Source organism: Lutispora thermophila DSM 19022 (assembly GCF_900142105.1).
In the GTDB taxonomy this organism is placed as follows: Bacteria; Bacillota; Clostridia; order Lutisporales; family Lutisporaceae; genus Lutispora; species Lutispora thermophila.
In genome coordinates this window covers 201209-214393 of the sequence record NZ_FQZS01000003.1, presented here as the reverse complement: position 1 = coordinate 214393, position 13185 = coordinate 201209, and the positions used below count along the sequence as shown (strand labels likewise).

Genomic DNA, 13185 nt, shown 5'->3' with positions numbered 1-13185 from the left:
TGTTTGTCTGGTATATATTTATGATATGAATGGAGAATGGATCTGTGAATTATGATGTTAAAAATTACGACTTTAAGGATATGCTTACAGTAGCAGCCATGACAGCAATAATATTATTATTGATATTGTTTTTCAGTCCCAAGTATTCAGGATGGCAAACCACTGTTCATGATATAATAGCCTGTATTAATGAAAATAAGTCAGAGATAGATTACAAGCAATATCTATCAGTAGAAATAAGAGAAAGCCAAGTAATTTTTAATAAAACTCACATGAACCAGAAAGTAATTGATAATGACTTCTGTAATTTATTATACAATGTCTATTTAAAAAACATTACAACAGAAGATGTTCAAGTAGGTTTCAAATTCTACATACCTAATGAAATGACATCCTCTATTATCTGGGGTGATACAACTGCAGGGGATTTAGATTCCTCTAAGGAAGTATTGAAACCGGGACAAGGATATAATGTAACTTTAGGTACACTGATGAAGCATCCCAATAAGCTGAGCATTGAAGAAAATGAAATTTTTGAAAAGCTGAAAGATACCCTTTACATGTAATTAATAATAAATGGCAACTGCTTTCTTTGTTACAATAACTTAATGAAAGGGGAATAAGATTGAAAAAAGAGTTTGCTTCTCTTACGAAGGTAATAATATTGATTTTACTAATGACATCTCTATCTTTGCTCATATTGGCTTGTTCTGAAGTTAAAACATCAATGACTGAAAATGATAAAATCATTCAAACAGTAATTCAAAATGAAAAAAACTTGGTATTAGTGCAGCTCAAGAATTTAGAGGTTGATAAGTATAAAGAAGAAGTCAAGGAAATACTCCACCCAAACTTCAGCCAATCATATATAGAAAAAATAGATAATATAAAAAACAACAATGGATTATTTGCATTATCAATAGAAAAACCCATCAAATATCAGATATCCAAAGTCTATACAGGCTTAGAGGATAGCAGCAAAAGCGTTTTTCTTAAGCTACCCATTGATAATAGCTACAACAGCTTATATAAGATGTACATTTTCAAAAAGGAAGAAAATGAGTGGAAATTGTTTCAACTAAGAGAATACTACGTTATTACAGATGGGCCCAAAAAGGAAAACTATAAAAATATAATAAACACATTTACTAATTATGAAAACTCACCCATCGAATATGAAGATATAATGATAATGGAATAAAGTTAAGAGGGCATAGAAAATAATATAATATATCCTCCTTATCTATAAGGCTTAAACATAATGGGCAAAATAAGAAGTATCCTTACAGCCTCTTGGACAGGTTCGGTTGGTTAACCATACCTGTCCCTTCTATTTATTATATAGCCTTTTCAATATATGTCATTCTCACTTCAACATTCTTGTCATAAAATTATATTATTTTACATTTTGAACATTTAATATCTGAATACAAACAATTTAGAAGAAAAATGTGGTAGAATTGTATTAAAGTTTACATATTTAATAAATATTGAGGCTGAAGGGGTTTCTTATGCTTTATATATATCTGTCTATCATTGAAAGCTCTGAGGATAAATCTAAGTTTGAGCAGATTTATATGAATTACAGGCAAACAATGTATTATGTAGCAAACAGCATATTAAAGGATGAGCATTTGGCAGAGGATGCTGTTCATCAGGCATTTTTAAGAATTATAGAAAATTTAGATAAAATAAATGATATCAAGTGTCCCAAAACCAAAGGCTTCGTCGTTATAATAGTTGAAAGGATGGCGATAGATATATACAGGAAAAGAAAAAGGCAATATGCCATCCCATTTGATGAAGTCATATCAGGTATAGGTGAGATGGCTGCAGAAGGAGACAAAAGCCTTGAAGAGATTGGCAATAGTTCAATTGCTGAGGCTATTGCAATGCTCCCTATAAACTATTCTACTGTGATAAAGCTCAAATATAGCCACGGATATACGGACAAAGAAATTGCAAAGATACTGTCCATATCAGAGGAAAATGTGCGAAAACGCATAACCAGAGGTAAGAAAAAGCTTGCTAATATTCTGGAAGAAATGAGGATAGATATGCATGAATAATATTGAAATAACAGATGTCATGCTTTATGAATTGGTACCAAAAGCAGAGAAACTTCAGCTTGAACAGATACCCCCTGAGGAAGAAATCGGACATACCTTCTCTAAAAGCTTTGACCGCAGGATGAAGAACCTTATAGCAATGGAGAAGAGCAATTTTCTTGTAAGGGGACTTATCTATAAAACAAGGCGCATTGCAATCATAATACTCCTCATATGCCTTGTAACCTTAACAACCATAGCCAGCGTGGAAGCATTGAGAACGAAGTTCTTCAACGTCATCATAGAAATATATCAAAAACTGACCTCCTTCTCATTCCAGCATGATAAACAGCCGGAGGATATAACTATGGTACCGGCAGAGCCGGAATATATACCCGAAGGCTTTAAGAAAACAAGCGTTGAGGATTACTTCACTGATATTCATATTATTTATAGCAATAAGGAAGGACAAGAAATAATATTTAAACAGATATATATTACAAACGATAAAATAATCATAGATACAGAGGGAACCACCATGGAAAAGATGTGGATAAAAGGCTATGAAGCCTATTATGTATCAAACAAAGGAAGAAATGGCATCATGTGGTTTAAAGACGAATATCTTTTTAATCTTTCATCTGACGCCATAGAAAAAGATGAACTAATAAAAATGGCGGAAAGTGTAAAATAATAAATCAAAAAATTTTTTTAACAAGTGTCCCAAAACCCCTCCTTCATTTCGTTATATAAGTAGAAGACAAATGAAGGAGGTATTTATATGTACTTAAAAAAATTAATAACAGTAATCCTGTGTACAGCTTTGCTCTTATGTTCTTCCGGCATTGCCTATGCAGATGCAGGTCGCAATGATCACCCTCATCAGGGCAATATCATCATAACGCCTCAAATGGTTTATATTTATGAGTCTCAAAGCAAATTAAATATTACTTCAACAGGACAGGCTCAGGTTAAATGCTATGTAGAGGGATACAGCGGCATAGTCACAAAAGTATCTATTGAAGCAGAATTGCAGCAATATAAAAATGGAGATTGGGTAGTCATAAACAGCTGGTATCAGTCAAGCAGCAGCTATAGGCTTACACTCTCCAAATCAACGACAGTCCCAAAGGGATATTCATATCGAGTAGTTGCAGATGTCACTGCCTATAGCGGCAGCGACTCAGAAACCCAAACCGTAATAAGCAGCGAAGTAGATTATTAATGCTGCCGAAGGCTGCTTTTATGGAGAGGGGTGAGTCCATTGGTTTAGATATAAAAATTAAATAAATCAAGATATAACAAAGATTGATATAATTAATATTAATACAAAGAACAATGTTTAATAAGGAGGTAAATTATCATGAAATCAGTGAAAAAAATAGTTTATCTTTTATTAATATTCACTTTTGTATTTGTTTCTACTATAGATGCTTATGCATTAATTGACCACAATAATACTAGCATCTTAAATGATTTTGATAAGCTTCTTGAAGAACTTCACGAAACAGAAAAGTATTTTGATGCTCAAAGATCAAAAGATATATCAGCTAGTAATGCTTATGCCAACTCTAGCCATCCGTGTCATGGAACTTCTGACCATAGGAACTGCGATGTAGCAACATATACAAAAAGTTGCGGCTGTAAAGTTATAACTAATTATTGCTGCTGTGGTAAGAAAATGAATACTGATTATTATTTATGTAGCAAACATCAATTCCCCTATAATGATGAAAAAAAACAATATTAGCCTATTTGAAACATTGAGTGAATATAAATTTTTAACTAATACAAATAATGATTTGATGTACATCCCCCACACATGTCATGATGGTACAAGCCATAGAAGATGCTATAAATCCCCTGATGATGTAAAAGATTGTGGCTGTGAAAATGGATTCTATTTTTGTTGCTGTGGAAGAGTAATGGGTGCCTATATAACATATTGTGATAAACATGGATATTAATAATAACATTATTTTAAAAACTCTTAAATATCTTATATGACAAAAATCATTTCTCTCTATGCCTTGTAGACTTTTTTGGCTCACTGACTATACTATATGACTTGTTTTCATGCCCTTAAGTAATTTTGCTTATTACAAAATCAACTTAAAATTATAAAAACACTAATTCGAAATAATTAAACACATGGGACAGGGCATTGCTTGAATTTGCCTTGTCCCTTTCCCTCTCAACATGCTTATATGGTTTTTAATTTGTCCAATATTTACTGTGTTTTTAATGATGAATATGATACATGGTTAATTTAATCCTAATGCATTTATAATATAATACTTACATGTTGTTATGATTATTTATTGTCACTGTAGTAAATAGTAGTCTTTCAAGTCGATAGTGTCTTGTCAAGTTGTGTAAATTGATTTCTACTTTATTATTTTCTTCCATTATTTATGTAATAAAGCAACCGATGTCAATGTAAACTCTTTTTTTGGTATTAGCTTTGCCATAGATTCTAAACTGAAATAACGCCATCTTACTTTCCATTCGTCATCATGTTCTATAAGCATTGCTCCTACAAGTCGAATAACTGTTTGGCGATTTGGGAATATGCATACAACTCAAGAGCTTCTACCAACTCGTCCACTTTTCTGGTACTTACTCCATGAATGTAAGCCTCTTAGACAACATTTTACAAAGCTTTTCTGACATTTTTCTTGGCTCCAAAAGACTCGAAAAATAACTTTCATGCCTTAAATTGGGAATGCTTAACTGTAATGCACCAACACGAGTATCCCATTCTCTTTGGCCATATCCATTTCGATAATTATTACGATTTCCGTTTCGTTCATATTTTTCAGTACCAATTATAGAGGTAACTTCTGCATCCATTAAGGCATTAATAAGTAATGTTAATGCTTCTTTCAAAAAATCCTTATCTCTTTCAACAACATACTTGCTAAGTTGTTCTAAAGGTGCCATTCTATTATTAGTAACCATGGTATGACCTCCTTACTTTATTGATTTGGTTTTCTTAATAAAGTAGAAATCATATCATGGTTACTTTTGTCAAGTATATTCCATGAAATTTACACCACTACTTAAGACTATAACAAAATTCACATATCGAATATGAAGATATAATAATAATGGAATGAAGTTAAAAAGGCATGGAAAGTGAAATAATGAATACTCCTTATGGATAATGGCTTAAACATAATGGGCAAAATGAGAAATATCCTTAAAGCCTTTGGAACAGGTCTGGTTGGTTAACGGTATCTGTCTCTTCTATTTATTATACAGCATTTTCAATATCTGTCATTCCCACCTCATCATTCTTATCATAAAATTATATTATTTTACATTTTGAACATTTAATATTTGAATACAAGCAATTTAGGAGAAAAATGTGGTAAAATTGTATTAAGTTTATATATTTAATAAATAGCGTAAAATAAGTGTCCCAAAATACTTTCTTCATTTCGTTATATAAGTAGAATACAAATGAATTAAACATTGCTGCCTATAGTGGCAGCGACTGGGAAACCCAAACCGTAATTAGCAGCGAAGTATATTATTAAGCTGAAGAAGACTACTTTTATGGAAGGGGGTGAGTCCGTTGGTTTTCTGATATGATAAAAGCTATGAAACTTATGAAAATAATATATAGGAGGATGAAAAAATGAAAAAATTTATTTTTATAATTACTCTTATAATTGCCTTTACTTTTATGTTCAGTATAGCTCCAACTTATGCTTCTAACAAAGTTTTAAATCCTCAGACAATAAATATTAATAATCTTTCCACTGATACAGTAATAAGTGATGTAATGACATATGATGAAATTGTAAAACAACTGGCAATTGATAAAAATATTTCTATTGCTGAAGCTCAAAAAATCATAGGAAGTCCTATAACAACTATTATGTCAAAAGACGGATATCCAATAAAGATAATGGCCGATACTTATAGAACCATTACAAATCAATTTACAGTAACTTCAGAATATAAACCTTCAATGAGATTTTATTGCAGAACAAGCGAAGGAGGTTCCTTTCACGGAATTATAGAAATACTGAACGTTGATATGAGCAGAAGTTATCAAGGCCGTAGCTATGCTTTTGGCGGAAGTGTTTATACAAATCTTGAAAATGCAAATACAATCTATTATTCAATTGATGGCGATTTCTATGAGCACGGAACTACAACTGTTAGCGGCGGCGTTAAGATTGGCATAGGTGACTCGGCAACCATAAACTTTGAGCTTAGTAATGCAAGCAACTGGTATGCTATAGCAGATGTTGCCAAACGATTTACATGGTAATAGAAAATGGGGCTTTAAAATATGAAAAAACTGATTATAGATATTATTAGTGCTGTTGCAATCTCTTTAATACCTTATATGATCATAGGTCCTTTCTCTTTACGCCGAGCAGACATTCTTATGTTCGCTGATTATATTATACGATTTGTTGCATACTCTTTAGCAATATTGATTATTGCAAAATCACTAAAAGAATATAAAAATACTGATGCCAAATAATTAAACACATGGGACAGGGTATTGCTTAAATTTGCCTTGTCCCTTTCCTCTAAATATGCTTATATGACCTTTAGTATATTTTTATATATAACACGGGTTAATTGACAATAAATCAATATTGAATCTGCAAAGTTAATATAAATAATAAGCATATAGTTTCATAGATATGTTTGACTAGGTATATATAGCAAAAAAAAGAATGGAAGATATATCTGTGAATTATGAAATAAAAATTCTAATTTTACGGATTTACTTATAGTAGCAACTATCAAAATCTAAAAAAAGGGGAATAAAATTGAAAAAAGAATTTGCTTTACATATTACGAAAATACATCTATTGAATATGAGGAAAAAGCAATTATAAAATAATGGTATCATTAACCAAATTGAAGCAGGAATGGGAGTATAAATATTGAATATATGGGAGTAATAACCGAACTAAGAGATTATGTCGGCTTTATAATGATTTATAATAGGTGATCCATATGAACAAATATATTATGTATTTATTGCTTCTGCTAATTATGGGAATACAGATTATATATATGACAAAGGCTAACTTAGCATCAATAATTCAATTGCTTATGATTGCTATAGCCATTTCCATAACAGATTCACTATATAGACCAAATAAAAAACTCCGGAATATAACCCTTATAATAATTAACACAGCCATACTTTCCATTTCTCACAGAATTGTATGGAAAGAAATAAGCATATCCCTCATAATCGTATATGCAGTCTTCTCTGTTATATTTTGTCTTATTGCCCGTTCTGAAAAAAGAAAGGAAGTGAACCAATAGTGGAGGAAAAGGTATTCCATAATAATGCCCAGGATATAGATTGGACAGGTATCTTTTGCTTTAAGCTACCTGTCCTTTTATCTATCCTTTCTTCTATTTCACCCTCATCGACTATTGCCTAGTAAATTTAACAATCGTTGGATCTACTTCGTCAAAAGTGAAATTGAATATTTGAATCTACAAAGATGGGGATATCTTGGCCTCGTTATAATCCTGCAAATATAAGCAATATTATGGTGCTGAGATTGAATGCCATATGTGCCGTCACTGCAGCGAAATATCCTTTCTTCTCATACATTCGTATGCAAAACAATGCCAATCCAAAAAAAGTGGGTATTCCGCTCAAATTATAATGCGCTATGGTAAATATAGCCGCTGATAAAGCTGCTGCAAATCCTCTAGGCATTCTGGGCAGAAAAACCTTATCATATAAAAAATATCTAAAGACATACTCTTCTACAAAAGGTGCAAATATTACAATAACAAAAAACAAAATAAACCTTATCAAAAAACCGGATTCATAAAAATCAGTAACTACTTCCTGAGGTTGAACCTCACCATTTATAAAGTGACTCAGGATGCTGATATATATGGCATTTACTACTGTAAGGAGCGTCTTTACAATCAATGTCATAACTGTTACATTCAGTATGCTGCTTGCATCAAACTTCCAAACATTAATATCTCTCATATAGCTCTCATCTTCATCTCTGATGAGATGATAGAAATACAGAAGCAGTGATACTGCAATAAACGGTATGAAGTTCTCTGTAAAAATGGCTCCAAACCAGTATAGAGCAGTAAGGCTTATGATTGCAAAGGGATTCTTATCCTTGAGAAAAACTCTGTATAGCTGAAGATAAATGGGTGTGTTTACTATCAAAAATACAAAAATATATACTAAATAACGGGTTACATCCAAGAGTCCCCCTCCTTAATAATTGAAAAATACACTATGATTGTTGTATGGACCTCACTATTTCTTCCCAGAGTTCCTCTTTTCCACTATGGGTTTCTGAAGAATAGGGTATTATTATATCTCTTTCATCAGTTCCTAGAGTCTCTTTAATTATCTTTATATTTTTAAATACAGCATTATTACTTATTTTATCTCTCTTTGTCGCTACGATTACTGCTCTTCCTCTGTAATGCTTTATGAAATCATACATCATCTTATCATCTGATGTAGGCTTATGCCGTATGTCTACCAAAAGCACAACAGATTTCAGGTTTTCCCTTTTTATAAGGTATTCTTCTATCATGGAAGCCCATTTAAGCTTTTCAGCTTTTGAAACTGCCGCATATCCGTAGCCGGGAAGATCAACTAAAACCAATTCTTCGTTAATCATAAAAAAGTTGATGGTTCTGGTCTTTCCCGGATTTGAACTGACTTTTACAAGCTTTTTGCGATTTAAAAGGGAGTTAATCAAGGATGATTTACCCACATTGGACCTGCCGGCGAAAGCTATCTCCGGCAGGTTCCCTTCCGGGTATTGGCTGCTTGATACAGCACTGATGAGAAATCTACAATCCTTAATTATCATTTTCCTCACCTCTGTACAGAGCCTGATCCAGCACTTCATCCATATTGTCAACCAATATGAATTCCAAGGCTTTCTTTACATTAGCGGGGATTTCCTCCAAATCCTTCTCATTTTCTCTTGGAATAATGACCTTCTTTATTCCTGCTCTGTTAGCTGCCAAAGCCTTTTCTTTTAAGCCACCTATAGCTAGGACTCTGCCCCTCAATGTGATTTCTCCTGTCATGGCCACATCCTTCCTAGCAGGTATGTTGGTCAAGGCAGATACCAAAGCTGTAGCCATGGTTATTCCGGCAGAAGGTCCATCCTTGGGTATTGCACCTTCCGGCACATGGACATGTATATCAAGATTTTTGCTAAAGTCCTTATCTATGCCAAGTTTATCTGTCCTAGAGCGAATATAGCTAAGACCTGCTTTTGCAGATTCTTTCATCACATCTCCCAAATGTCCTGTAAGCTCCAGCTTTCCTGTGCCGGGCATGGTGGTGACTTCGATAAACAGCGTATCACCACCTACAGGCGTCCATGCAAGTCCTGTCACAACTCCAACTTCATTTTTCAAGTTGGCCACATCGTATCTGTATCTTGGTATTCCCAGGAACTTTTTAAGATTTGCCGGGGTGATTCTTACTGTCTTCTTATTCTTTTCAACTATCTCTGTAGCAGCTTTTCTTATAATCTTTGCCAGTTCTCTCTCCAGGTTTCTTACACCGGATTCTCTGGTATATTTGTTTATTACATCTCTTATGGCTGCTTCAGACATTGATATATTTTCAGGCTTCAATGAATGTTCCTTAATCTGCTTGGGCAAAAGGTATTTGCTTGCTATATTCAGCTTTTCTTCCTCTGTATAACCGGATAACTGTATTATCTCCATCCTGTCCAACAACGGCGCCGGTATGGTTTCTGTGGTGTTTGCCGTCGTTATAAACATTACCTTTGATAAATCAAAGGGCAGTTCAAGATAGTGATCCCTGAAATCCTTATTCTGCTCTGCATCTAATACCTCCAATAAAGCAGAAGCCGGATCTCCTCTGAAATCACTGCTCATCTTGTCTATCTCATCCAACAAGAATAGAGGATTTTTAGTACCTGCTTGTTTCATATAGTATATAATTCTTCCAGGTATAGCTCCTATATAGGTTCTTCTGTGTCCTCTGATTTCTGCTTCATCTCGCACACCACCAAGAGACATCCTTACAAACTTTCTTCCCATGGCTCGGGCAATGGATTTGGCTATTGAAGTCTTCCCAACCCCCGGAGGTCCTACAAGGCATAGTATGGGCCCTTTCATATTGTTTGAAAGTCGCCTTATAGCCAGGTATTCCAATACCCTTTCCTTCACTTTTTTCATTCCATAATGATCTTCATCAAGAACTTTTCTTGCATTTTTTATGTCAAGATTATCTTCTGTCTCATTATTCCAAGGCAAGTCAAAAATCCAGTCCAGATAAGTACGAATTACTCCAGACTCCGGTGAACCCGGTGACATCTTGCTAAGCCTGTCTATTTCCTTTTCAACCTTGTTGACTACCTCTTCGGGCAGCTCCATCTTTGACATTTTATCCTTGTATTCTTCTATCTCTTCTTCAAAACCGTCTTTATCTCCCAATTCCTTCTGGATGGCCTTTAATTGTTCCCTCAAATAATATTCCTTCTGTGTCTTGTCTATCTGCTTCCTTACTCTGTTATTGATTTTTCTCTCCAGTTCAAGAATATCAAGTTCCTTTACTATTACAGCATAAAGGCTCTCCAGCCTGTCTCTCACATCAAACTTCGCAAGTATGTTTTGCTTTTCTTCTATTTTTATAGTCATATTAGATGCTATGATATCAGCAAGCCTATCGGCATCTTCCACTGTAGAAATTGTTACGAGTATTTCTGGTGGAATTTTGGGATTCAGCTTAACATATTCTTCAAAAGCGTCAGTAACGCTTCTCTTCAATGCCTGAATTTCCGGATCTTCTTCATCTATGTCATTGCTATACTCAACTACATCTGCAAGGAAAAATGGGTCATCGGATACTATGGACTGTATTTCTGCTCTGGATATCCCTTCCACCAAAACTCTGATGGTATCTCCAGGAAGTTTCAAAAGTTGTTTTACCTTTGATATAGTTCCTACCCTGTAAAAATCATCTTCTTCAGGCAAATCCGTATTTGCATCCGTCTGTGTTACAAGGAATATAAGCTGATCATTTATCATGGCTTCTTCCAATGCCTTTATAGATTTTTCTCTGCCTACATCAAAGTGAAGAACCATATATGGGAATATGCTCAGCCCTCTTAGAGGAAGGAGAGGCAGTCTTTTAACGTTGCTCGACATTACGATCACTCCTGTATAATGATTATGTTGTAATAATTTTCTTCCCCCATGTCTAGTATATTATATATTTATAAATTGTTTAAAGCAACCATTTTTTGAGCCATAAGCAAATATGATTCAAAAGAAGGAGACCCCACACTACCTCGAAAAGCAATGGGGCCTCACACTCTCCCAAGGACCATTTCTCTTTCTCCAATGTACCCTGATAATTCACTGTATCGAAGTAATATTGGCATTGTTTTGCATTGGTTTTACGCCATTAGCTGCTAACAAACCGGTATCCGGTATGGCAGTAAGAGGCTTGATCCTTTGCTTGCCGTTCTTTAGGGCTACTTCTATTACTTGCTTTATATCCTCTACAGGTATTATCTCTATTCCTATATTATTCAATATATCTTGGTAATTGTCCTTGGGTATTATAACTTTTTTTCCACCTGCAGCCTTTGCAGCTTCCACCTTTGCCACTATGCCTCCTACAGGCATTACCTTTCCTCTTATTGATATCTCACCGGTCATTGCTATGTTATTGTCCACAGGGGTATCAGTTATGGCTGAATATACTGCCACTGCAATAGCTATACCTGCTGAAGGTCCGTCTACAGGCACTCCTCCGGGGAAATTCAGATGAATATCATAATCTGATGGATTCACATCCAAGTATTTTTTCATAACTGTCAGCACATTCTCCACAGAGGATTTTGCCATGCTTTTTCTTTTTATCTTTTTACCGTCATTGGAGCCTACTTCTTCTTCATCCACTATCCCTGTAACCGTAAGTTTGCCCTTGCCTTTATCGGCAGGGGAAACTGATGCTTCTATCTCCAGTATAGTTCCCATGTTTGGACCATATACAGCCAATCCATTTACATATCCCACCTGAGGTTCCTGACAAATCTTTTTTTCCGGACGTGGATCATATTGACCGCTATTGATAACCCATTCTATATCTGATACAAGAATCTTGTTTCTTCCCTCATTTATGTTTATGCCTACTGCGGTTTGTATGATATTTACAGCTTCTCTACCGTTAGTTGCGTATTTTGCTATGACATCAAGTACACCATCTTCCATATCAAAGGATATTTTTTTCAAAGCATTCTCACATACTTTTTTTACTTCATCAGGGCTCAATGCCTTAAAGTAAATTTCAAGACATCTGGATCTTAGTGCCGGTGGTATTGACTCAGGACCTCTGGTTGTGGCACCTATTAGCCTGAAGTCCGCAGGCAATCCGTTTTGAAATATATCATGTATATGAAAGGGTATGTTAGGGTCTTCGGAATTGTAATATGCGCTTTCCAGAAACACTTTTCTATCTTCTAAAACCTTCAGCAGCTTATTCATTTGAATAGGATGGAGTTCTCCTATCTCATCTATGAAAAGAACTCCTCCATGGGCTTTCGTTACAGCACCAGGCTTTGGCTGCGGTATACCTGCCTGCCCCATGGCTCCTGCTCCCTGATATATGGGATCGTGCACAGAGCCAATCAATGGATCTGCTATTCCCCTTTCATCAAACCTAACAGTTGTAGCATCTATTTCTACAAACTTGGCATCCATTCTGAACGGGCTGTTTCTTGTTCTTTTGGCTTCTTCAAGAACAAGTCTGGCTGCTGCTGTTTTTCCTACGCCAGGAGGACCATATATTATCACATGCTGTGGATTTGGACTGCATAAGGCAGCCTTCAAGGATTTTATACCATTTTCCTGACCCACAATGTCATCAAAGCTCGAGGGTCTGGTAAGTTCTGAAAGAGGCTTGGTGAGCTTAATTTCCCTCATCTTTTGCAATTTTTCCAACTCTTTTTTTGATTCTTTCTCCACTACAATTTTGCTTCCCTGCTGTCCTTTGAGCATGTTTAAAAAATATAAACCCATTACCACGAGAAAGAATAACTGTACAAAAAATAAAACTTGAGACATATTTTTGCCTCCCTCACAATTGATTAGCTGTCATTAATAT

At 34.8% G+C, this 13185-nt stretch carries 13 protein-coding genes and 1 pseudogene; 9 read left to right on the top strand and 5 right to left on the bottom strand.

What is annotated here, in order from left to right:
- Nucleotides 1–44: 44 nt before the first annotated feature.
- The 6 genes from BUB48_RS01065 to BUB48_RS01040 all read left to right on the top strand — a co-directional run bounded on the left by BUB48_RS01065 (nt 45) and on the right by BUB48_RS01040 (nt 3798).
- On the top strand, nt 45–566 hold the full coding sequence (locus BUB48_RS01065) for a hypothetical protein (RefSeq protein ID WP_073023604.1): 522 nt from the start codon (nt 45–47) through the stop codon (nt 564–566).
- Nucleotides 567–625: 59 nt separating this feature from the next.
- Nucleotides 626–1201: a hypothetical protein gene (locus BUB48_RS01060; RefSeq protein ID WP_073023602.1), complete on the top strand. Its 576-nt coding sequence runs from the start codon at nt 626–628 to the stop codon at nt 1199–1201.
- 310 nt (nt 1202–1511) lie between these two features.
- Nucleotides 1512–2069, top strand: coding sequence for an RNA polymerase sigma factor (locus tag BUB48_RS01055; RefSeq protein ID WP_073023600.1), 558 nt, complete (start codon nt 1512–1514; stop codon nt 2067–2069).
- On the top strand, nt 2062–2742 hold the full coding sequence (locus BUB48_RS01050; protein WP_073023598.1) for a DUF4367 domain-containing protein: 681 nt from the start codon (nt 2062–2064) through the stop codon (nt 2740–2742). The genes BUB48_RS01055 and BUB48_RS01050 overlap by 8 nt, the downstream gene beginning before the upstream one ends.
- A gap of 87 nt (nt 2743–2829) precedes the next feature.
- Nucleotides 2830–3273: a hypothetical protein gene (locus BUB48_RS01045; RefSeq protein ID WP_073023596.1), complete on the top strand. Its 444-nt coding sequence runs from the start codon at nt 2830–2832 to the stop codon at nt 3271–3273.
- A gap of 138 nt (nt 3274–3411) precedes the next feature.
- Nucleotides 3412–3798, top strand: coding sequence for a hypothetical protein (locus tag BUB48_RS01040; RefSeq protein ID WP_073023594.1), 387 nt, complete (start codon nt 3412–3414; stop codon nt 3796–3798).
- 798 nt (nt 3799–4596) lie between these two features.
- Here the strand turns inward: BUB48_RS01040 and BUB48_RS17455 are convergent.
- Nucleotides 4597–5009 (bottom strand): annotated as a pseudogene (locus tag BUB48_RS17455) (transposase); the annotation flags it as partial.
- Nucleotides 5010–5691: 682 nt separating this feature from the next.
- On the opposite strand from BUB48_RS17455, the gene BUB48_RS01030 reads away from it, so the two are divergent.
- The 3 genes from BUB48_RS01030 to BUB48_RS01020 all read left to right on the top strand — a co-directional run bounded on the left by BUB48_RS01030 (nt 5692) and on the right by BUB48_RS01020 (nt 7355).
- The gene (locus BUB48_RS01030) at nt 5692–6333 is read left to right on the top strand and encodes a hypothetical protein (RefSeq protein WP_084524290.1); all 642 of its coding nucleotides are present in this window, start codon (nt 5692–5694) and stop codon (nt 6331–6333) included.
- Nucleotides 6334–6354: 21 nt separating this feature from the next.
- Nucleotides 6355–6552, top strand: coding sequence for a hypothetical protein (locus BUB48_RS01025; protein ID WP_073023590.1), 198 nt, complete (start codon nt 6355–6357; stop codon nt 6550–6552).
- A gap of 485 nt (nt 6553–7037) precedes the next feature.
- Entirely contained in the window at nt 7038–7355 is a 318-nt protein-coding gene (locus tag BUB48_RS01020; RefSeq protein WP_073023588.1) for a hypothetical protein, read from the top strand.
- Between the two features lie 205 nt (nt 7356–7560).
- Here the strand turns inward: BUB48_RS01020 and BUB48_RS01015 are convergent, their stop codons facing one another.
- From BUB48_RS01015 to lonB, 4 genes are all read right to left on the bottom strand, one after another.
- Entirely contained in the window at nt 7561–8277 is a 717-nt protein-coding gene (locus BUB48_RS01015; RefSeq protein ID WP_073023586.1) for a CPBP family intramembrane glutamic endopeptidase, read from the bottom strand.
- 31 nt (nt 8278–8308) lie between these two features.
- Nucleotides 8309–8899, bottom strand: coding sequence for a ribosome biogenesis GTP-binding protein YihA/YsxC (yihA, locus tag BUB48_RS01010; RefSeq protein WP_242944134.1), 591 nt, complete (start codon nt 8897–8899; stop codon nt 8309–8311).
- On the bottom strand, nt 8889–11222 hold the full coding sequence (gene lon / locus BUB48_RS01005; protein ID WP_073023582.1) for an endopeptidase La: 2334 nt from the start codon (nt 11220–11222) through the stop codon (nt 8889–8891). Before lon ends, yihA begins: the two co-directional genes overlap by 11 nt.
- Before the next feature lie 210 nt (nt 11223–11432).
- Entirely contained in the window at nt 11433–13145 is a 1713-nt protein-coding gene (gene lonB, locus BUB48_RS01000; RefSeq protein ID WP_073023580.1) for an ATP-dependent protease LonB, read from the bottom strand.
- Nucleotides 13146–13185: the final 40 nt, after the last annotated feature.

Excerpts from the sequence above, each read along its gene's own strand:
- lon (WP_073023582.1), bottom strand. The coding sequence starts at position 11,222 with ATGTCGAGCAACGTTAAAAGACTGCCTCTCCTTCCTCTAAGAGGGCTG.
- BUB48_RS01030 (WP_084524290.1), top strand. The coding sequence starts at position 5,692 with ATGAAAAAATTTATTTTTATAATTACTCTTATAATTGCCTTTACTTTT.
- BUB48_RS01040 (WP_073023594.1), top strand. The coding sequence starts at position 3,412 with ATGAAATCAGTGAAAAAAATAGTTTATCTTTTATTAATATTCACTTTT.
- BUB48_RS01055 (WP_073023600.1), top strand. The coding sequence starts at position 1,512 with ATGCTTTATATATATCTGTCTATCATTGAAAGCTCTGAGGATAAATCT.
- lonB (WP_073023580.1), bottom strand. The coding sequence starts at position 13,145 with ATGTCTCAAGTTTTATTTTTTGTACAGTTATTCTTTCTCGTGGTAATG.
- BUB48_RS01050 (WP_073023598.1), top strand. The coding sequence starts at position 2,062 with ATGAATAATATTGAAATAACAGATGTCATGCTTTATGAATTGGTACCA.
- BUB48_RS01025 (WP_073023590.1), top strand. The coding sequence starts at position 6,355 with ATGAAAAAACTGATTATAGATATTATTAGTGCTGTTGCAATCTCTTTA.
- yihA (WP_242944134.1), bottom strand. The coding sequence starts at position 8,899 with ATGATAATTAAGGATTGTAGATTTCTCATCAGTGCTGTATCAAGCAGC.
- BUB48_RS01045 (WP_073023596.1), top strand. The coding sequence starts at position 2,830 with ATGTACTTAAAAAAATTAATAACAGTAATCCTGTGTACAGCTTTGCTC.
- BUB48_RS01020 (WP_073023588.1), top strand. The coding sequence starts at position 7,038 with ATGAACAAATATATTATGTATTTATTGCTTCTGCTAATTATGGGAATA.